The sequence below is a fragment of the Rhizobium sp. 768_B6_N1_8 genome, from assembly GCF_051811225.1.
Classification (GTDB): domain Bacteria; phylum Pseudomonadota; class Alphaproteobacteria; order Rhizobiales; family Rhizobiaceae; genus Rhizobium.
This window is the reverse complement of sequence record NZ_JBPWPV010000001.1, coordinates 700847-720106: the sequence shown is the minus strand read 5'-3', so window position 1 is coordinate 720106 and position 19260 is coordinate 700847. Positions and strand designations below refer to the sequence as shown.

Annotated in this window: 17 protein-coding genes; 11 read left to right on the top strand and 6 right to left on the bottom strand. The window is 61.6% G+C overall.

All coding sequences use genetic code 11. The annotated features are described in order from the left end of the window. Positions 1 to 73: 73 nt before the first annotated feature. A complete protein-coding gene (locus tag AB8B33_RS03585; RefSeq protein ID WP_439014388.1) occupies positions 74 to 1147 on the bottom strand; it encodes an aldo/keto reductase in 1074 nt (357 codons plus the stop codon). Between the two features lie 95 nt (positions 1148 to 1242). On the opposite strand from AB8B33_RS03585, the gene AB8B33_RS03580 reads away from it, so the two are divergent. The 3 genes from AB8B33_RS03580 to AB8B33_RS03570 all read left to right on the top strand — a co-directional run bounded on the left by AB8B33_RS03580 (position 1243) and on the right by AB8B33_RS03570 (position 4708). Next, on the top strand, positions 1243 to 2142 hold the full coding sequence (locus AB8B33_RS03580) for a LysR family transcriptional regulator (protein ID WP_439014387.1): 900 nt from the start codon (positions 1243 to 1245) through the stop codon (positions 2140 to 2142). A gap of 81 nt (positions 2143 to 2223) precedes the next feature. Beyond that, positions 2224 to 3393, top strand: coding sequence for an AI-2E family transporter (locus AB8B33_RS03575; RefSeq protein ID WP_439014386.1), 1170 nt, complete (start codon positions 2224 to 2226; stop codon positions 3391 to 3393). A 22-nt stretch (positions 3394 to 3415) separates the two neighbouring features. Continuing rightward, positions 3416 to 4708, top strand: coding sequence for an NAD(P)/FAD-dependent oxidoreductase (locus tag AB8B33_RS03570; RefSeq protein ID WP_439014385.1), 1293 nt, complete (start codon positions 3416 to 3418; stop codon positions 4706 to 4708). Positions 4709 to 4835: 127 nt separating this feature from the next. On the opposite strand, the gene AB8B33_RS03565 is transcribed toward AB8B33_RS03570, so the two are convergent. Continuing rightward, positions 4836 to 5618, bottom strand: a complete 783-nt coding sequence (locus tag AB8B33_RS03565; protein WP_439014384.1) for a polysaccharide deacetylase family protein — start codon at positions 5616 to 5618, stop codon at positions 4836 to 4838. Positions 5619 to 5779: 161 nt separating this feature from the next. Beyond that, the gene (locus tag AB8B33_RS03560) at positions 5780 to 6172 is read right to left on the bottom strand and encodes a DUF930 domain-containing protein (RefSeq protein ID WP_113322554.1); all 393 of its coding nucleotides are present in this window, start codon (positions 6170 to 6172) and stop codon (positions 5780 to 5782) included. A gap of 231 nt (positions 6173 to 6403) precedes the next feature. Between AB8B33_RS03560 and AB8B33_RS03555 the strand changes: the two genes are divergently transcribed. Both AB8B33_RS03555 and AB8B33_RS03550 read left to right on the top strand, forming a co-directional pair. Further along, the gene (locus AB8B33_RS03555; protein ID WP_439014383.1) at positions 6404 to 8512 is read left to right on the top strand and encodes a S9 family peptidase; all 2109 of its coding nucleotides are present in this window, start codon (positions 6404 to 6406) and stop codon (positions 8510 to 8512) included. Positions 8513 to 8563: 51 nt separating this feature from the next. Further along, complete coding sequence (locus tag AB8B33_RS03550) at positions 8564 to 9091, top strand: DUF1697 domain-containing protein (RefSeq protein ID WP_439014382.1); 528 nt, start codon at positions 8564 to 8566, stop codon at positions 9089 to 9091. Here AB8B33_RS03550 and AB8B33_RS03545 read toward each other — a convergent pair. Beyond that, a complete protein-coding gene (locus AB8B33_RS03545; RefSeq protein ID WP_113323227.1) occupies positions 9088 to 9765 on the bottom strand; it encodes a TetR/AcrR family transcriptional regulator in 678 nt (225 codons plus the stop codon). The genes AB8B33_RS03550 and AB8B33_RS03545 overlap by 4 nt on opposite strands. A 219-nt stretch (positions 9766 to 9984) precedes the next feature. Between AB8B33_RS03545 and AB8B33_RS03540 the strand changes: the two genes are divergently transcribed. Together AB8B33_RS03540 and AB8B33_RS03535 are read left to right on the top strand one after the other, a co-directional pair. Beyond that, entirely contained in the window at positions 9985 to 10932 is a 948-nt protein-coding gene (locus tag AB8B33_RS03540; RefSeq protein WP_439014381.1) for a homocysteine S-methyltransferase family protein, read from the top strand. A gap of 18 nt (positions 10933 to 10950) precedes the next feature. Then, positions 10951 to 11190, top strand: a complete 240-nt coding sequence (locus tag AB8B33_RS03535) for a hypothetical protein (protein ID WP_439014380.1) — start codon at positions 10951 to 10953, stop codon at positions 11188 to 11190. 16 nt (positions 11191 to 11206) lie between these two features. Here AB8B33_RS03535 and AB8B33_RS03530 read toward each other — a convergent pair whose 3' ends face one another. After that, entirely contained in the window at positions 11207 to 12661 is a 1455-nt protein-coding gene (locus AB8B33_RS03530; RefSeq protein WP_439014379.1) for an MDR family MFS transporter, read from the bottom strand. A 261-nt stretch (positions 12662 to 12922) separates the two neighbouring features. On the opposite strand from AB8B33_RS03530, the gene AB8B33_RS03525 reads away from it, so the two are divergent. The 3 genes from AB8B33_RS03525 (at position 12923) to AB8B33_RS03515 (ending at position 17470) form a co-directional block, all read left to right on the top strand. Continuing rightward, positions 12923 to 14425 carry a protein adenylyltransferase SelO gene (locus AB8B33_RS03525; protein WP_439014378.1) on the top strand — a complete coding sequence of 501 codons (1503 nt, stop codon included), beginning with the start codon at positions 12923 to 12925 and terminating at the stop codon, positions 14423 to 14425. Positions 14426 to 14469: 44 nt separating this feature from the next. Further along, positions 14470 to 15015 carry a glutathione peroxidase gene (locus tag AB8B33_RS03520; protein WP_439014377.1) on the top strand — a complete coding sequence of 182 codons (546 nt, stop codon included), beginning with the start codon at positions 14470 to 14472 and terminating at the stop codon, positions 15013 to 15015. A 115-nt stretch (positions 15016 to 15130) separates the two neighbouring features. Then, positions 15131 to 17470 carry a glucose/quinate/shikimate family membrane-bound PQQ-dependent dehydrogenase gene (locus tag AB8B33_RS03515; protein WP_439014376.1) on the top strand — a complete coding sequence of 780 codons (2340 nt, stop codon included), beginning with the start codon at positions 15131 to 15133 and terminating at the stop codon, positions 17468 to 17470. 45 nt (positions 17471 to 17515) lie between these two features. Here the strand turns inward: AB8B33_RS03515 and AB8B33_RS03510 are convergent, their stop codons facing one another. Continuing rightward, entirely contained in the window at positions 17516 to 18199 is a 684-nt protein-coding gene (locus AB8B33_RS03510) for a type 1 glutamine amidotransferase domain-containing protein (protein WP_439014375.1), read from the bottom strand. Positions 18200 to 18326: 127 nt separating this feature from the next. Between AB8B33_RS03510 and AB8B33_RS03505 the strand changes: the two genes are divergently transcribed. Further along, positions 18327 to 19217, top strand: coding sequence for a LysR family transcriptional regulator (locus AB8B33_RS03505; RefSeq protein ID WP_310377985.1), 891 nt, complete (start codon positions 18327 to 18329; stop codon positions 19215 to 19217). Positions 19218 to 19260: the final 43 nt, after the last annotated feature.

The window sequence follows — 19260 nt, the reverse complement described above, 5'->3', positions numbered from 1 at the left end:
GCTGCGCTTTCGGAACAAAACTTCCAGACGACAAATGGCGCCGTTTCCGGCGCCATTTTCAGGTTTGCATGTTTCAATGACGGGGCTCGATGGTCACCTCGCCGAACATGACGCCGCGCGTCAATGGTTTAGCGAGGAAATCATGCGGGAAGCCGAGAACGATGGCGCTTGCTTCGGCCAGCCGAGTGCGATGCTCATCCGACAGGACCACATCAAGCGCACCGAGATTGTCTTCGAGCTGCGCCATCGTCTTTACGCCCATGATCGGCGAAGTTACGGCCGGGTTGGTGAGCGTCCAGGCGATCGCCACCTGCGCCGGCGTCTTGCCGATCTCGGCAGCGATTGCCTTTACGACCTCTGCGATGCCGAGGCTGCGCTCGGTCAGCGAACCGTTGCCGGCAGCGACATTCTTGCGGGTGCCGACGGCACTTGCGGTGCCACCGCCGATATCGAGGTCGGCACGACTATATTTGCCGGTGAGGACACCCATGCCGAGCGGCGACCAGGGAATGACGCCGAGACCGAGTTCAGCGGCCATCGGGATCAGTTCGCGCTCCACCGTGCGTTCGATCAGGCTGTATTCGATCTGGAGAGCCACCAGCGGCGCCCAACCACGAAGGTCTGCCAGCGTCTGCATGCGCGCGACCTGCCAGGCCGGTGTATCGGAAATGCCCGCATAGACGATCTTGCCGGCACGGACGAGATCGTCCAGTCCGCGCATCACCTCCTCGACCGAGGTCGTGAAATCCCAGGCGTGCAGGTAGAAGAGATCGATGTAATCGGTGTTCAGCCGCTTCAGGCTGTCTTCCACCGAACGGACCATGCTGCGGCGGTGATTGCCGCCGGAGTTCGGATCCCTGGGGCGCGAAGTGATCGTGTATTTGGTGGCAATCACCAGTTCGTCGCGGCGGCCTTCGGCAAAGCGGCCGACGAGGGTTTCGGACGTGCCGCCCGTATATTGATTGGCGGTATCGATGAAATTGCCGCCGCGATCGACATAGGCGTCGAACATGCGGCGGGACTCCTGCTCATCTGCTCCCCAGCCCCAATCTGTTCCGAAGGTCATGGCGCCGAGCGACAGCGGCGAAACGCGCAGGCCGGAACGGCCGAGGAGACGGTAGCGGTCAAGGGACAATGTATCAGTCATGGATAATCTCCTGTGTTGCAGAAAGAGGATGCGCCTTGCCGATACTGACAACAATGCTACATTATCGGCATGACTTCTTTAGAAACGAGAGCATAATGCGCGGCAGCGACTATGCCGAACTCAGGGCTTTTGCTGCGGTCGCCGAGCACGGCAATTTTGCCCGTGCGGCCGCCCGGCTCGGCATATCGGCCTCCGCGCTCAGCCAGACGATCCGCACGCTCGAGGAACGGATGGGCATCCGGCTGCTCAACCGCACGACGCGCAGCGTGGCGCCGAGCGAGGCGGGCCAACGGCTGCTTTCAAGGCTGCTGCCGGCGCTTGCCGATCTCGACCAGGCGGTGGCGGATGTTTCGGCGCTGCGCGATACGCCGGCCGGGTTGTTGCGCATCAACGCGCCGCGGGTTGCGATCGCGCACGGGCTGGCGCCGCTGATTGCGCCCTTCCATGCTGCCTTTCCCGATATCGTCATGGACATTATCGTGGATGACAAACTCTCCGATATCGTCGCCGATCGTTTCGATGCCGGCATCCGGCTGGGCGAGATGGTGGAAAAAGACATGGTGAGCGTAAAACTCGGCGGCGAGATGCGGCTCGTCGTGGTCGCCTCGCCCGACTACATCGCGCGCCACGGCATGCCGGACACACCGCGCGACCTGCGCGACCACTCTTGCGTCGTCTCCCGCTGGCCGACGGATGGCAGCCTCTATCATTGGGAATTCGAGCGCGGCGACGAGAAGCTCGAAGTGGCCGTCTCGGGGCCACTCAGCACCACAGACAACGACCTGATGCTGCGGGCCGTGCTTGATGGCATAGGCATCGGCTATCTCTTCGACTATCACGTGGCGGAAGATCTTACCGCCGGCAGGCTGGTGAGCATGCTGGATGACTGGACACCGCCCTTCCCCGGTTTCCACCTCTATTATCCGAGCCGGCGCCAGATGCCGCCGCCGCTGCGCGCCTTCGTGGATTTCGTCGGGCGGCGGCGGACGGCCTAGACGCCTCGATACCAGGGGGGAACCTGTAGCAAGCCTGCGCGTTGATTGGCGGAGCAATGGGGCTTCGGGGACACATCGCACATGGGAATCGCCAACGGCATCCGGAAACAGGCAAACAAGATCCGCCTCGGCGAACGCCACACCAGCGCATGGGCACGAACGCTTCAGGAAGAAGCTGCTGAAGAACTTCCACCGGCACCGATGCGGCGCGTCGAGAAGGACGGGCTCGATGTCAGCATGGCCTGGGCCATCATCGGCATCTTCGGCATCCTTGGGCTTGCCGCAGTCTATATGATGTCGCTGATTCTGATCCCCATCACGCTCGCGGTGGTCGTCGGCATGATCCTCGGCATGGCGGCAGAAAAGCTTTCGAAGATGGGCGTGCCGCGGCTTGCCAATGCGGCGATCCTTTCCTCCGCTGTCGCGCTGGTCATCGTCCTGCTGGCCAATTCGCTTGCCGGTCCCTTGGCGATGCTTGCCAATGAAGCGCCTGATTTCATCGAGCGCACGACCCAGCGCGTCATGCCCTATCTGGAGCGGATCGAATGGCTGCACATCACGCCTGCGACCTTCCAGAGCGGGCCGATGTCCATCGATGCGCTGCTCGAAAACACCGGAAACGTGCTGCATGTCGTGACAACAAACCTGACGCCGGCGCTGGTGCAGGGGCTGATCTTCTTTGCGGCGTTGCTGCTCTTTCTGGCAAGCCGCGTGAGCCTGCGCAAGACGATCATCATGACCTTTCGCGAACGGGCGCAGCGGCTGGCAGCGATCCGCGTCATCAATGCTGTGGAACAGGCGCTTGGCTTCTATTTCGCCACGGCCTCGCTGATCTATGTGGCGCTCGGCGTCGTGATGACTGTTATCGCCTATGCGGGCGGGCTGTCCATGCCAGTGCTCTGGGGTTTCTTTGCTTTTCTTTCGAGCTTCATTCCCTATCTCGGCATCACGATGATGACCGTTGCGGTCGCCATTGCCGGCGTTATCGCCCATGACGGCATCATTATCGGTCTTATACCTGCTGCAGCCTTCTTCACTGTTCACCTTGTGATGGAAAACCTGATCTTCCCCGCTGTCATGGGCCGGCGGCTGGAGATCAACCCGTTCGTCATCTTCCTGGCGATCATCTTCTGGACATGGATGTGGGGCGCGGTCGGCGCGATGCTGGCACTGCCGCTCTCGCTCATCGCCATGACCATCATGGAGGAACTGGTGATCGAGGAAAGACCGCAGCCGCAGCTGCCGAAGTAACGACACCGACTGGAGGCAAGCCATGGCATCCGACCTGCATCTCAACGAAGCCAGCCACGCTGAACTCGTAGGCGGCTGCTCGCTCTGGGGCAGGAACGGCGTGCGGCCGGCCTATCAGCCGCTCGAACTGAGCTTCAAGACCGATATCGCCATCATCGGCGGGGGGATAACCGGTGCGCTTGCCGCCGAACATCTGACGGCGCGAGGCTTTTCGGTCGTCGTCATCGACCGCGAGCAGCCGGGGTTCGGCAGTACCGCGGCAAGCACGGCCATGCTGCAATGGGAGATCGACCGCACACTCGGTGAGCTGGAAACCCTTTACGGCTTCGAGCGGGCAGCCGGCATTTATCGCCGCAGTGCTGCCTGTGTCGCAGGGCTTGCCAAGCTGATTGCGGCCCACGGCATTACCTGCGGTTTCCAGCCACGCAACACGCTCTATCTCGCCAATAATCACGAGGGTGCGCGCGAACTGATGGAGGAACGGCAGCTTCGCCGCCGGGCGGGATTGCCGGGCCATTATCTCGAACATCCCGATCTCCTCACCCAATACGAGTTCGACCGTGATGCGGCGATCCTCTCGCCGGGTTCGGCGGAGGCCGACCCGCTGCTGCTCACCTGGGCCTTGCTGCAGACTGCCTTTTCGCGCGGTGCGCGGTTGATCAACGCCTCGGTGACCAGGCTTCACAGCGAAGGCGGACATGTGACGGCCGAGACGAACGGCGCCCATGTAATCGAGGCGCGGCATGTGGTACTTGCGACCGGCTATTCCATGCCCGGCCTCGACATGCCGAAGCTGCATCGCACCAGTTCCAGCTGGGCTCTCGCCACCGTGCCCCAGAAGCCGGAAGACCTCTGGCGCGACGGCATGCTGCTCTGGGAAGACAGCCATCCCTATCTCTATGTGCGCACCACTGATGACAATCGTATCATCGTCGGCGGCGAGGACGATGACACCACCGATCCCGAAGAGCGCGACCTCAAGCTGCCGGGGAAGGTCATAACGATCCGGGAAAAGCTGAAGCGGCTGTGGCCGAGGGCGGATACGCGGGTGGAGCATGCCTGGTGCGGCACATTCGGCGAGACGGTGGATGGCCTGCCGCTGATCGGCCCGGTGCCAGGGATGGCTGGCGTCTATGCCGCCTATGGGTACGGCGGCAACGGCATCACCTTCTCCTACCTCGCCGCGCAAATGATCGGCGCAATGTTCGCCGGCATGCATCGTGACTGGTTCGAGGATTTCGCTCTCGACAGGGATGCGCCGACTGTGCGGAGTTTCATGGCGGGTTCGATACGGACCGGAGACGAACTGAGGTAAGCTTCGTTCCAGAGCATTTCCGTTTTCTTCGAATCACGAAAATGCTCTATCTCTTTGTCTTCACGCAATTCGGGGTTTTCACGCAATTCCGGACGCAAAACCGCTGCACGCTTTTGCTGGAACTGCTCTACTCCGTCGTCTTGTCGTCGCCCGTATCGGCAACATCCTGCAGCCGGACGAACTCCGTACCCTTTGCCTTGAGATCGACGAGTGCCTTGGCGACACCCGCACCGGCCGCATGCGTCGGCTGGTTGATGTGGGAGATGACGACGTCGCCGTCCTTGGCCGAGGAAATGCGCTTTTCGGTGACCGCGGCACCGAGCAGCGAACCACCGTCGCCATTCACGGAATAACCGGCGATGCGGTAGCCCATGGCGCGGATCTGGCCGATGGCCGAGAGATCATACTTGGCGGTCGAGCCACGGAACCAGCGGGGCGCCGGAATGCCCGACGCGACCATCGCGGCGGCACCACCTTCCACTTCCTGCCTGACGGCATCGGGCGAGCCGGCAGATGCGATGCCATAGACCCGCACCGGCTTGTCGATTGCCGGGATATGCTTCTCGCCGTGATTTTCCAGTTCGAAGAGATCCGGGTTCTGCAGGAAGACGGCAACCGCCTTCGGATTGCGCTTCAGCCAGCGGGCGGTGACGAAGATCGTCGCCGGGATGCGCTCGTTGACCAGCGTCGAGACAATGCGCTCATCGGCCTCGCCCATGCAGGCATCGAAGGTCAGCGCAATGCGCGCGTGGCCTGATATGTTGGAACGGGCGATGTGCAGGTGCGGCTCTACCAGCTTGGGACCTGCCGCGACCGGCGGACGGGCAGGTGCGGCGGCGGGCGTTTCCGCGGCAAAAGCCGATGAGGCAGCGGCGAGCAGCAGTGCGTAGCCGAGAAGAAAGCGGTTCATGAACAATCAGATTCTGTTGATGTTTTAGCAGGGCTTAAAGCAAAACAGGGACCCGAGCCATGTGGCCTGATGCCGCCCGTCGAGGACGGCTCATGTCTCAATCTGCCCGCATTCCTGTGCCTGTCACGGGAATGCGGAAGAGCAAAGAAGAGGCCAAGGGCTCAATCATAGAGATAATATTTGGTCCACTTATCCTTCGGCACCTTGTCGCCGATCTTGTACTTCAGGTCGCGAACGTTGATGTGCTGCGGGCCGGTGATGCAGGTATAGGAGAGATGATACCAGTCGCCCTTACTGCGGAAGACGGCGCCCGGGGCTTCGAGGCGGTCATCGCTCGGGATCGGGTCCTTGAAGGTGTAGGCGATGACCTTGTCCGGCCGGAAGCCCGTGCCGTCACTGTTGATGCGGCTCATGGCTTCCGTATCGCAGCTCTGCTCAAGGCGGGTGGCCGGATCGAGCTTTTCGAGCTGCTTCTTGATGGCGGGATCGACCGCAAGGGCGGACGAGGCGGCAAGGCCCGCGAGCGACATAAACAGGACCAGACGTTTCGGCATTACGGGGAAACCTTTACTGTTATGTATTCGTCACGCTGCCGCCGACCGCTTGCCGGGACCCGACGCTGGTGCAATTTTCGCGCAATGCCAGCGGACATTCTTAAACAATGTGGTGACATCAAGGCGACGCGCCGGTCATCTTGTCTCAATAAGGTTCACCGGCTGACGCTTGATCCTGACCTGCAGCACCTCTATCTCTTGCCCACCGACACCGCCCTTACGGAGCTTTCCTTGACCGCTTTCAAGAACCTGCCTGTCCCGCCCGCCGCTGAAAAAAGACCCGTCTCCGACACGCGCCACGGCATCACGCGGACCGACGATTATGCCTGGCTGCGGGCCGACAACTGGCAGGCCATGTTCAAGGATCCCTCCATCCTCGACCCCGATATCCGCGCCCATCTGGAAGCCGAAAACGGCTACATGAATGCGGCCATGGAAGACACCAAGCCGCTGCAGAAGACGCTGTTTGCCGAGATGCGCGGCCGCATCAAGGAAGACGACAGCTCAGTACCGATGAAGGATGGGACCTATGCCTACGGCACCTCCTTTGTCACCGGCGGCGAGCAGCCGCGCTATTTCCGCATTCCGCGCGATGGCAACGTAAAGGACGAGACGATCCGCATCATCCTTCTCGACGGCGACAAGGAAGCCGCCGGCAAGGCTTATTTCCGGCTCGCCGGCCTCGACCATTGCACGGACCACAGCCGCGGCATCTGGGGCTATGACGACAAGGGCTCGGAATTCTTCACGCTGAGGGTTCGTGATCTGGCGACCGGCGAAGACCTGTCCGACGTGCTCGAGAATACCGGCGGCGGCGGGGTCTGGGCGCCTGACGGCAGGAGCTTCTTCTATTCGGCGCTTGACGAGAACCACCGCCCCTCGAAGGTTTTTCACCACATTCTCGGCACGCCGCAGAGCGACGACCGTCTGGTCTACGAGGAAGAGGACGCCGGCTTCTTCATGGGCGTCGGCGGTTCGCTGCTCGACGACTTCATCTATATCGATATCCACGACCATGAAACGAGCGAATACCGGCTGCTTTCGACCAAGGACCTGACGGCCGAGCCGAAGCTGGTGGCGGTGCGCGAGGAAGGCATCGAATATTCGCTGACAGAGGGCGGCGACGTCTTCTACATCCTCACCAATGACGGCGGCGCCAAGGATTTCAAGATCATGGAAGCGCCGGTTGAAAAGCCGGGCAAGGAAAACTGGCGCGAGGTCGTACCGCACAAGCCGGGCACGCTCATCATCAGCCACATGGCATATGCTCGCCATCTCCTGTGGCTCGAGCGCAAGGACGGCCTGCCGCAGATCATGATCCGCGACCGCCGCACCGGCGAAGAACATGCAATCGCCTTCGACGAGGAAGCCTATTCGCTCGGCCTTTCGGGTGCCGCCGAATACGACACCGACGTCATCCGCTTCTCGTATTCCTCGATGACGACGCCCTCGCAGCTTTATGACTACAACATGGTCACCCGCGAGCGCACGCTGCTCAAGACGCAGGAAGTACCATCGGGCCATAATCCTGACGACTACGTCACTCGCCGCGTCTTCGCGCCGGCATGGGATGGGGAGAAAGTGCCGGTCACCCTGCTCTATCGCAAGGATACGCCGCTCGATGGTTCCGCGCCCTGCCTGCTCTACGGATACGGCGCCTATGGCATCACCATTCCGGCCGGCTTCAACACCAATTGCCTGTCGCTTGCCGATCGCGGCTTCGTCTATGCCATCGCCCATATCCGCGGCGGCAAGGACAGGGGCTTTGCCTGGTACGAAGACGGCAAGATGGACAAGAAGACCAACACCTTCAAGGACTTCATCGCTGCCGCTGATTATCTGAATCAGGAGAAGTTCACGTCTTACGCGAACATCATCGCCGAGGGCGGATCGGCCGGCGGCATGCTGATGGGGGCGGTCGCCAACATGGCACCGGAGAAATTCGCCGGTCTCATCGCCGCCGTTCCCTTCGTCGACGTCCTGAACACCATGCTCGATGACACACTGCCGCTCACCCCGCCGGAATGGCCGGAATGGGGCAACCCGATCGAGAGCCGCGAAGAATACGAGCAGATCGCCGCCTATTCGCCCTATGACAATGTCGGCGCGAAACCCTACCCGCCGATCCTGGCGCTCGGTGGCCTGACCGACCCGCGCGTCACCTATTGGGAGCCGGCGAAGTGGGTCGCCAAGCTGCGCGACAAGACGACAGGCAATGCGCCCATCCTGCTGAAGACCAATATGGATGCCGGCCACGGCGGCGCCTCCGGGCGCTTCCAGCGGCTCGAAGAGATCGCGTTCGAATATGCGTTTGCGGTCAAGGTGGCAGGCAAGATGTAGGAGCCGAATGTGGCGTGCCCTGCGCACGCCACGCAGTCAAGGGAGGGAGAAATGGCCGTCTATATCGCGCTGCTGAGAGCCGTGAATGTCGGCGGCACGAGCTCCCTGCCGATGGCGGAGCTGAAGGCGATATGCGAGGGGCTCGGCTTTTCCGATGTGAAGACCTACATCCAGAGCGGCAACGTCCTGTTCCGCTCTGATGAGGCCGAAAAGGCAGTCGAGGAGAAGCTCGACAACGCGCTGGGCAAGAAATTGGGCAAGAGGCCGGGCGTGATGGTGCGCAGCCGCAAGGAACTTGACGGCATCATCGCCCACGCGCCCTTCCCCAAGGCCAAACCCAATTTTCTGCTGGTCTATTTCCTGCCGGAAGCAGCACCTAAAGATGCCTTGGACAAGATGGCGGCGCCCGATGGCGAGGAAGCAAAGCTGGCCGGGCGCGAGATCTATGTGCACTATCCCATCGGCTCCGGCCGATCGAAGCTGAAGCTGCCGGCGCTGAAGGCGGGTACCTCCCGCAATCTCAACACCGTGCGCAAGCTCGCCGACTTGGCAGCTGAGCTGGAAGACGGCAAAACCTAAAGTCCGCCACTCCTCACCGTGCCGTAGATCTGGTCGTGCCTGACGGCAACGAGCGGCGACTCGATGGCCGGCAGGAAGAGCATCCTTACGAAGATGCGCAGCATCAGCACCTGTTCGGCGAGCGTATTCGGCTCCTTCAGCGTCTTTGAGAGAACGATACCGCCTTCGAGCACCGAAGAGACCATATCGGCGAGCTGGTCGACATCCACGGGCTCGCGTGGCGTATAGACGGCCATGATCTCGCGGAACATGCGGCCGAAGCGGCGACGCCAGGCGAGTACGGCATTGCGGTTAGTCTCCTGGATCTCGCGGTCGAAGAGCCGCTCGTAGTAGCAGACAGTCGCCACCAGGCAGCCCGGATGGCCGTTCGGCAGGTCGGCCACCAGTTCGGAGAGCAGCTTCAAGCCAAGCAGAAAGGACTGCAGCGGATCATCCATCAGATCGCGCGCGCGGCTGAAGATCTCGTCATAGATGCGTTCGTCGTTCTCGATGTAGCGGTTGAGCAGCGCTTTCGCGAGCTCGTTCTTGTCCTTGAAGTGGTAAAAGAAGCCGCTCTTGGTGATGCCCGTCTCGACGATCAGTTCCTCAATGGACGTGCCGCCGAAACCCTTCTGCAAGACCGCTGCTTCTGCCACATCAAGGATGCGATTCCGCGTTTCCTCGCCCTTTCGCATGTTCCCCTCCTGTACCCGCGGTACAGTTTTCTGCGCAGCAAGATCGGGCCTGGCTCCGCCCCCGGCAGCATTGGCCCATGCAAGGGATTGATTTCAATCCGCAAAATTCGAAACCCGCAGTAGTATACCGCAAGTCGCCTAGTTTGGCATCAGATTAAGCGGCAGAACATCACCATCGACGGCAGCCATTACTGGCGCCGCGACAGGAGAGGTTTCACAATGGCAAAGTACAGGCATGGGCTGCCGCAGCTAAAGGGCGGCACCTTCATTAGCGATGGCGGCATGGAAACCACGATGATCTTCCACGACGGCATCGAGCTTCCGCATTTCGCCTCCTTCGTATTGCTGGCTTCTGAGGACGGACGGGAGCGCACGAAGAATTACTATCGCCGCTATCTGGATATCGCCCGGCGGCACGGAACGGGTTTCGTGCTCGACACCGCCACATGGCGTGCCAATCCCGACTGGGGCCAGAAGCTCAACTATACGACCGAGGCGCTGCAAGCGGCAAACGAGCAAGCCGTCGAGCTTCTCGTGGGCTTACGCCACGCCTATGAGCGGCCGGAGCAGCCAATCGTCATCAGCGGCGCTATCGGCCCGCGCGGCGACGGCTACAAGGCGGGCGTGATGAGCGCCGACGAGGCGGAGGACTACCACGCCTTCCAGATCGAGACCTTCGCCGGCACGGAGGCCGATATGGTCGCCGCCTTCACGCTGACCAACATCGACGAGGCAATCGGCATTGCGCGTGCAGCCAAAACGCTCGGCATGCCCTGCGCGATCTCCTTCACGCTGGAGACTGACGGCAGGCTGGTGACCGGCCGCAGCATTCAGGACGCGATCGAAACGACGGATGCGGCGACCGGCGGATCGCCGGCCTATTACATGATCAATTGCGCCCACCCGACGCATTTCGAAGGGGCGCTCGATCACGGCAGCGCCTGGGTGAAGCGCATTTCCGGCATCCGCGCCAATGCCTCGACCATGAGCCATGAGCAACTCGATAACAGCGAGGTGCTGGATGCGGGGGATCCTGCCGATCTCGGCCGACGCTACCGCGAACTCCTTCGCCGCATGCCGCAGGTGCGGGTGCTCGGCGGCTGCTGCGGCACCGACCACCGCCATGTTGCGGCGATCTGCGAGGCCTGCCTGCCGCAGGCGGCGTGACGGGGCGAGCGGAAGGGCATGATTGTGACGATGGTGGGGGCAATGACGCGCCAGCGCAGCTGGCGTGATCTGTGGTTTGCGATCACAGGGCGGCAGACGCAAGCCGAACCGGAGGCGGTTGTGGAGGTGGCATTGCAGGATATGGATCTTGCAGCTTTCGAGGACCTCGACAGCCGCATGGCCTACGGGCTTCAGGCGGACCAACGCAAGGGGCGTCCATCGTGGCGCCGGCGATTGCGGAAGCCTATCGGCCTCTAACGAAGAGGAAGGCGCCTCAGCTTCCGGCTGCGGCGCCTTTTGTCTGCTTGGCCTTATAGCCGCTGATCTCTTCGCCTGCGGTCGGTGAGAAGCGCAGGTTCCAGATGGTGGCGCTAATCGAAATGATCGCAACCACGATGAAGGCGGTGGAGAAATCACCAAGCTCGGGCGTTTCGACACCGTTGAAGGCCATGGAGGCATGCAGCGCCAGTGCACCGATGCAGATGCCGAGCGAGAGCATCAGCTGCTGGAAGGTAGTGTAGAAGCTCGTTGCCGAGCTCATCCGATCCTGGCTGATCTCATCATAGGCGATGGTGTTGTAGGCCGTGAACTGGAACGACATGAAGAAGGCGCTGAGCACCAGCGCGATGAAGATCAGCGGCATCGGCCAGTCCGGCCGGAAGGCGGCGCAGAGACCATAACCGATCGTGCCGAGAATGCCGTTGATAATAAGGCTTCGGCGGAAACCGACGCGGCGGAAGACGGCCTTTGCCAGAGGCTTCATGAACAACGCACCGAGTGCCGTGGAAATGACGATCTGGCCGGCGGCAGCTGCCGAAAGGCCGAAGCCGATCTGGAAGAGCAGCGGCAGCAGGAAGGGCTGTGCGCCCTGCGTGATGCGCGTCAGCGAACCGGCGATGACCGAGGTGCCGAAGCTTGGCACCTTCATCAGCGAGAAATCCATGATCGGGGCCGGATGCTTGCGAGCATGGCGCAGATAAGCAATGCCGAAGAGCAGGCCGATGGCGATGAGGAAGATCGAGAACGAGCCCTGCCCTTCATGGCTAGACAATTCGAAGCCGAAAAGCATCGAGCCGAGCGAGATACCAGAGAGGATGAAGCCGAGCGTATCGAAGGGGCCGGCCGCCTTGCCCTTCACTTCGTCGATATAAATCGACACGAAGATCATGCCGATGATGCCGATCGGCACGTTGATGTAGAAGATCCAGCGCCAATCGAGATAGGTGACGATGAAGCCACCGAGCGGCGGGCCGACGATCGGGCCGATCAGCGCCGGCACCAAAAGCCAGGACATGGCGCTGACCATATCCTTGCGGTCGACACTGCGCATCAGCACCAGACGGCCAACGGGCATCATCATGGCACCGCCAATGCCCTGCAGCAGGCGGGCGAGCACGAGGAACGGCAAGGTCGGCGCGAAGGCACAGAGGATGGAGCCGATCACGAAAACGGCGATCGCAGAGCGGAAGACGGTGCGCGAACCGAAACTGTCTGCCATGCGGCCGCTGGCGGGAATGAAGATCGCCAGACTGAGCAGATAGGAGGTCAGGGCGATCGACATGGCCGGGGCGTCGACGCCGAAATCGCGCGCCATCGTCGGCAGTGCGGTCGCCAGCACGGTTGCGTCGACATTTTCCATGAGCATGGCACTCGCGACAATCATCGCGATCACCCGGAAATTGGGTGCTGCGCGCCGAACCATCGGCGCATGATAAATCTGATCCGACATCGTCAGGGATCACTCGCAAAGGCGCAGCGGAGCACACGGGGCGACAGGGCCGCGGGGGATGACATGGCAAAACTGCCAAGAGGAGATGATTTTGCTATACGCCTGCAATCATGGCGGCGCTATGTCTTTTATGGCACATCTGCTTTGCCGAGAGGTAAAGGCAGATCACCATTCCTTGCACTTTTTTGCCCTTCGTGAAGGGAATGGTTTCGGGGCCAAAATCGGCTTGCGTGACCGCACCTGCGGCCCTACCTATTAGTCATGACCTCCGCCCTGCAGAAAAAACGGCCGGATACGGCCTTCAGCTTCGACAACAGCTATGTGCGGTTGCCGCAGCGCTTCTTCGCTACGCAAGTGCCGACACAGGTAGCGGAGCCCTGGCTGATCAAGCTCAACGAGCCGCTCGCGGAAGAACTGGGGCTCGATGTCGATATTTTGAAGCGCGATGGCGCTGCGATCTTTTCCGGCAATCTCGTGCCCGAAGGCGCCGAACCGCTGGCGATGGCCTATGCCGGCCACCAGTTCGGCCACTTCGTGCCGCTGCTCGGCGACGGGCGGGCGATCCTGCTCGGCGAAGTGATCGACCGTAGCGGCGAGCGCCGCGACATTCAGCTCAAGGGTGCGGGACAGACGCCCTTTTCCCGCCGTGGTGACGGGCGGGCGGCGCTTGGCCCAGTCTTGCGCGAATATATCATCAGCGAGGCGATGTTTGCGCTCGGCATTCCCGCCACGCGGGCGCTTGCTGCCGTGTTGACAGGCGAAGGCGTGCGGCGTGAGGAGATATTGCCGGGCGCCGTCTTTACGCGCGTCGCGGCAAGCCATATCCGCGTCGGCACCTTCCAGTATCTTGCCGCTGGTGGTGACGAGGATGGCATCAAGGCGCTCGCCGATCATGTCATCGAACGGCACTATCCCGAGCTGAAGGCGGCGGAGAATCCTTATCTCGCGCTCTACGAATCTGTCTGCGACCGGCAGGCGGCGCTGATCGCGCGCTGGCTGCAGGTCGGCTTCATCCATGGTGTGATGAATACCGACAATATGACGATCTCGGGCGAGACGATCGATTTCGGTCCCTGCGCCTTCATGGATATCTATGATCCGATGAAGGTCTTCTCGTCGATCGACCAGCACGGGCGCTACGCCTATGCCAATCAGCCGGGTATCGGGCAATGGAACCTGGCACGGCTCGGCGAAGCGCTGCTGCCGCTGATCGATGCCGACAAGGACAAGGCGATCGAGCATGCCAATGCCATCATCAAGGCCTATGGCGAGCGTTTCCACGCCTTCTGGCTGCAGTGCATGCGCGGCAAAATTGGCCTGAGCGCAGCTGAGGATGACGATCTGGAACTGATCCAGTCGTTACTGGCGCTGATGCAGGCTGAGAACGCGGATTTCACGTTGACCTTCCGGCGGCTTTCAATCCTGGCAGGCGATGAGACGGCGGAGGCTGTCTTCGCCTCGAGTTTCCGGGAGCCGACTGCCACTGCCGAATGGCTGACGCGCTGGCGCGAACGGCTTTCGCGCGATCCGCAGACGCCCAGTGATCGGGCTGCCGCGATGAAGCAGGTCAACCCGGCCTTCATTCCGCGCAACCATCGGGTCGAGCAGGCGATCGAGGCGGCCGTTCAGGACGGCGATTTCTCGCTGTTCGAGGCGCTGCTGACAGTTCTTTCGCACCCCTATGACGAGCAGCCAACATTTGCGGCCTATATGGACCCGCCGAAGCCCGAAGAGCGGGTGCTCCAGACCTTCTGCGGAACCTGATTTCCGACAAGTCGATATCAACTGGGTCATACTAAAGGGAGATAATGATGACTGATCTTCTCGATATTCCGGTCAAGACCGTTCAGGGGCGCGAGACGACGCTCAACGAATATCGCGGCCAGGTGCTGCTTATCGTCAACGTCGCCTCCAAATGCGGCCTGACGGTGCAGTATGAAGGGCTTGAAAAGCTCTATGCCGACAAGCGCGAGAGAGGCTTCGTCATCGCCGGCTTCCCGGCCAATAACTTCAAAGGCCAGGAACCGGGGACGGACGCGGAAATCCTCGATTTCTGCACCAGCACTTTCGGCGTCGATTTCCCGATGTACTCCAAGATTTCCGTCAAGGGGCCGGACAAACATCCGCTCTATAAGAACCTGACAAGCTCCACCGTGGAAACGACTGGGGAAGGACCGATGCGCGAACGGCTGAAGGGCGCCGGTCTCGCCTCCGACGACAACGAAATCCTCTGGAACTTCGAAAAATTCCTCGTCGGCCGCAACGGCAAGGTCGTTGCCCGTTTCGCCCCCGACGTGACGGCTGACGATAACCGCCTCGTCTCGGCGATCGACCGCGAGCTTGCAAAAGCCTGACACCGCGACCGCTGCCAATTGTGGCGGTTGAAAGGTAAGCCTCCCGCTCTATCTGTCTGATCGGCGTATATTTTTCGCCATTCTCCGATCCGGCTAACCAGCGGGAGACTGCCTTATGGCAATCGTCATTACCTCCATCCTCTTCATCATTTTTGGACTGGCGCTGGGCACCGGCGGGCTTTGGCTCGTCACGCTCGGCGGCAGCATCTTCTATCTCTTCGCGGGGCTGATGTTCCTGCTGACGGCAGGCCTGCTTCTCATGCGTAAGGCCGTGGCGCTCTGGGTCTATGCGGTGCTCGTGGTCGTTGCACTCGCCTGGGCGATCTGGGAGGTGGGGTTCGACTGGTGGCAGCTTGGTCCCCGCGGCGGCCTCATCATCCTCTTCGGGATCTGGCTGCTGACGCCCTGGATCCGCCGGCCGCTCGGCTTTCGCAGCCCGACCGGCACTTATTACGGCGCCAATCCCTGGCCGCTCGCCATTCCGGTCATCGCTGCCATCATCGTCGCTGCCTATTCGATAACGACGGATCCGCATGATCTCGCGGGCGATCTGCCGATACAGACGGTTGCCACAACGCCAGCCTTCGGCGGCAATGTGCCCGATAGCGAATGGCACCAATATGGCCGCACGCCCTATGGCCAGCGCTATTCGCCGCTCGACCAGATCACTGCACAGAATGTCTCCACCCTGAAAGAGGCCTGGCGCTACCAGACCGGCGACGTGAAGCGGCCTGACGATGTCGGGGAAACGACCTATCAGGTGACGCCACTGAAGGTGGGCGACACGCTCTATCTCTGCACGCCGCACAACTGGGCGATCGCGCTCGATGCCAAGACCGGCCAGCAGAAATGGAAATATGACGCCAATTCCGGCATGAACCCGGACCGGCAACACCAGACCTGCCGTGGCGTCACCTATTACAGCGATGAGGCCACGCCGGCCGGCCAGCCCTGCAAGGAGCGCGTCTACCTGCCGACTTCGGATGCACGGCTGATCGCGCTCGATGCGACCAACGGGCAGGTCTGCACCAGTTTTGCCGAACAGGGCGTGCTGCAGCTACAGGCCGGCATGCAGTATAATCCGGCCGGTTATTATTACTCCACCTCGCCGCCGGTCGCTGTTGCGGGCAAGATCATCATCGGCGGGGCGGTCAACGATAATTATTCGACGAAAGAACAGTCCGGCGTCATCCGCGCCTATGACATCAACAGCGGCGCGCTGATCTGGAACTGGGACTCCGGCAATCCGGACCAGACGACGCCGCTGCCCGAGGGGCAGCATTACACGACGAATTCGCCGAACAGCTGGTCGGTCTTCAGCGTCGATGACCAACTCGGCATGGTCTATATCCCGCTCGGCAATCAGGTGCCGGACCAGCTCGGCATGAACCGCAGCGCCGATGTCGAGAAATTCTCCTCTTCGGTCGTGGCGCTCGACATCAATACAGGCCAGCTGCGCTGGGTGCAGCAATTCGTCCACCACGATCTCTGGGACATGGACGTCCCTGCCCAACCGGTGCTGCTTGATCTGACGAAACAGGACGGAACGGCGGTGCCGGCGCTGGTGGCATCCACCAAGCAGGGCGATATCTACGTGCTCGACCGGCGCACCGGCCAGCCGATCATTCCCTTCAAGGAAATCCCGGCGCCTGGTGGCGCTATCCCGGAGGATCACACGGCGCCGACGCAGCCAATCTCCGATCTCACCTTCTCGCCGGAGCCACTGCAGGAAAAGGATATGTGGGGTGTCTCGCTGTTCGACCAGCTTGCCTGCCGCATCGAATTCCACCGCTACAAATATGAGGGCCGCTACACGCCGCCGTCGCTGCGGGGAACGATCGTCTATCCCGGCAATTTCGGCACCTTCAACTGGGGCTCCGTCGCTGTCGACCCCGAGCGGCAGGTTATGTTCGGCATGCCGACCTACCTCGCCTTCACCTCGCGCCTGGTGCCGGCCGCCGATATTCCGCCGCGCGGGCAGGATGAGAAGGGAAGCGAACAGGGCCTCAACCGCAATGACGGCGCGCCCTACGGTGTGTTCATGGGTCCGTTCCTCGGGCCGTTGCAGATCCCTTGCCAGGCGCCGCCATGGGGCTATGTCGCTGGCGTGGATCTGCGCACGGGCCGCATCGCCTATATGCACAAGAACGGGACGGTGCACGACATGACGCCGCTGCCTCTTCCCTTCAAGGTTGGCGTGCCCGGCATCGGCGGGCCGATGGTGACCAAGGGCGGCGTCGCCTTCCTGGGTGCTGCCGTCGACAACTATCTGCGCGCCTATGACGTGACGAACGGACGCCAGCTCTGGGAAGCACGTCTTCCGGCCGGCGGACAGGCAACGCCGATGACCTATACGACCGATGACAACAAGCAATATGTCGTCATGGTCGCCGGCGGGCATGGTTCTGTTGGCACCAAGCCGGGCGATTATGTGATCGCCTACACGCTACCATAACGACTGGACCGGCCCGCTGATATTGGGCCGGTGCTCTGGCAACTGTCAGGCGGTGAGCAGGTCGCGGATCGCCTCGCCGACACCGGTAGCAGATTGCGGGTTCTGGCCTGTAACGAGCCTGCCATCAACCACAACCTTGGCATTCCAATCCGGCGCCGGATGATGGCTGGCGCCGCGTTCGATGAGCGTGCTGGCGAGCAGGAACGGAACCGTCTTGTCGAGACCGACCGCCCGCTCCTCGGAATCCGTGAAGGCACTGACGTTGCGTCCGGAAACGAGATAGCTGCCGTCGCTGAGCTTGACGTTTACCAGCGCTGCCGGACCGTGGCAGACCGCCGCGACGATGCCGCCGGTTTCGAAGATCTTCTGCGTAACGTCAAGCACAGCAGGGCTTTCCGGCAGATCCCACATGGCGCCGTGGCCGCCAGCAAAGAAGATCGCCGAATAGTTGATAGGATCGATATCAACGAGCTTTGCCGTGCCGCGGATCGCATGGCGAAATGTCTCGTCGTTCCAGTAACGGGCATTCGTCGCATCCTCGAGATCGAGGCCATCGACCGGCGGTTCCCCGCCCTCGATCGAGGCAAACTCGACCTTGATGCCGGCCGCATCGAGGACAGCCAGCGGGTGTGTTACTTCACCGAGGTAGAAGCCGGTCGGCTGACCGCTGTCGCCTTTGACGCCATGGCTGGTCAGAACGAAGAGTACGGGCTTTGTTGCGGATGTCATCGCTTTCTCCTGATGTTTGATCGGCTTGCGAAAGCCGTGATGCATTCGATGACAAAGGTTTATTATCTCCTTCAGAGAGGATAAAGCAGCACCGGTGGAAATCATCTGTTCTTAAAAGGTTATAATCATGCGGCGTTTCGATCATCTCGGCGATGTGGAAGCCTTCGTCACCGTGGTGGAAAAAGGCTCGATCAGCGGTGGCGCGATCGCGCTTGCAACCACGCCTTCGGTGCTCAGTCGGGCGATCACGCGGCTGGAGACGCGGCTTGGTGCGCAGCTCATGCGGCGCACGACGCGGCGGCTCAGCCTCACCGAGGCCGGCCGCGCTTATCTGGAGCAGACGCGAGCGGCCTTCTCGCTGATCGAAGATGCCGAGCGCGCCATTCAGGGACAGGACGGAGCGCTTAGCGGCCGCGTTCGTCTCAGCGTTTCCACCACCTATGGCCATTTCCGGCTTCCGGAGAAACTGACGCGCTTCTGTGCTGCCCATCCGCATGTGCATGTCGAAGTCAGCATCACCAACCGAAATGTCGATCTGGTCGCCGAAGGCTACGATCTGGCAATCCGCCTCGGGCCGCTGCCGGACAGCGGGCTTGTCGGCCGCAAGCTGGAAGACGCGCCGCTGCGGCTCGTCGCTTCGCCTGATTATCTCAAGCGCACGGGCACGCCCCGGACGATCGAAGACCTGGCAGGCTACAGATGCCTGCCGTTTTTCATGCCGAGCACCGGCAGGCCGGCGCCATGGCTGTTTCGAATCGATGGCGCGGAGACGGACTGGACGCCGGAGGGGACGATCGAGATCCACGACGATGTGCTGGGCGTCGTATCACTGGCCGAAGCCGGCATGGGCATCTGCCAGAGCTACGACTTCATCGTTCGCGACAGGATCGATCGCGGCAGCCTGATCGAGATTCTCCCTGACATCAGCGGGCGCTCGCGCCCTTTTTCGCTGGTCTACGCGCCGCATCGCCGTCTCTCGGCCGCGACGAGGACGATGATCGATTTCCTGCTGGATTAAGCGGTGGCCAAAGATTTGCTCGCCCTCTGGTAGAGACGCAAGC

What these genes read in the sequence shown, in the direction of transcription:
- AB8B33_RS03585 (WP_439014388.1), bottom strand. Translation starts at nt 1,147, where the DNA reads ATGACTGATACATTGTCCCTTGACCGCTACCGTCTCCTCGGCCGTTCC.
- AB8B33_RS03580 (WP_439014387.1), top strand. Translation starts at nt 1,243, where the DNA reads ATGCGCGGCAGCGACTATGCCGAACTCAGGGCTTTTGCTGCGGTCGCC.
- AB8B33_RS03575 (WP_439014386.1), top strand. Translation starts at nt 2,224, where the DNA reads ATGGGAATCGCCAACGGCATCCGGAAACAGGCAAACAAGATCCGCCTC.
- AB8B33_RS03570 (WP_439014385.1), top strand. Translation starts at nt 3,416, where the DNA reads ATGGCATCCGACCTGCATCTCAACGAAGCCAGCCACGCTGAACTCGTA.
- AB8B33_RS03565 (WP_439014384.1), bottom strand. Translation starts at nt 5,618, where the DNA reads ATGAACCGCTTTCTTCTCGGCTACGCACTGCTGCTCGCCGCTGCCTCA.
- AB8B33_RS03560 (WP_113322554.1), bottom strand. Translation starts at nt 6,172, where the DNA reads ATGCCGAAACGTCTGGTCCTGTTTATGTCGCTCGCGGGCCTTGCCGCC.
- AB8B33_RS03550 (WP_439014382.1), top strand. Translation starts at nt 8,564, where the DNA reads ATGGCCGTCTATATCGCGCTGCTGAGAGCCGTGAATGTCGGCGGCACG.
- AB8B33_RS03545 (WP_113323227.1), bottom strand. Translation starts at nt 9,765, where the DNA reads ATGCGAAAGGGCGAGGAAACGCGGAATCGCATCCTTGATGTGGCAGAA.
- AB8B33_RS03540 (WP_439014381.1), top strand. Translation starts at nt 9,985, where the DNA reads ATGGCAAAGTACAGGCATGGGCTGCCGCAGCTAAAGGGCGGCACCTTC.
- AB8B33_RS03535 (WP_439014380.1), top strand. Translation starts at nt 10,951, where the DNA reads ATGATTGTGACGATGGTGGGGGCAATGACGCGCCAGCGCAGCTGGCGT.
- AB8B33_RS03530 (WP_439014379.1), bottom strand. Translation starts at nt 12,661, where the DNA reads ATGTCGGATCAGATTTATCATGCGCCGATGGTTCGGCGCGCAGCACCC.
- AB8B33_RS03525 (WP_439014378.1), top strand. Translation starts at nt 12,923, where the DNA reads ATGACCTCCGCCCTGCAGAAAAAACGGCCGGATACGGCCTTCAGCTTC.
- AB8B33_RS03520 (WP_439014377.1), top strand. Translation starts at nt 14,470, where the DNA reads ATGATGACTGATCTTCTCGATATTCCGGTCAAGACCGTTCAGGGGCGC.
- AB8B33_RS03515 (WP_439014376.1), top strand. Translation starts at nt 15,131, where the DNA reads ATGGCAATCGTCATTACCTCCATCCTCTTCATCATTTTTGGACTGGCG.
- AB8B33_RS03510 (WP_439014375.1), bottom strand. Translation starts at nt 18,199, where the DNA reads ATGACATCCGCAACAAAGCCCGTACTCTTCGTTCTGACCAGCCATGGC.
- AB8B33_RS03505 (WP_310377985.1), top strand. Translation starts at nt 18,327, where the DNA reads ATGCGGCGTTTCGATCATCTCGGCGATGTGGAAGCCTTCGTCACCGTG.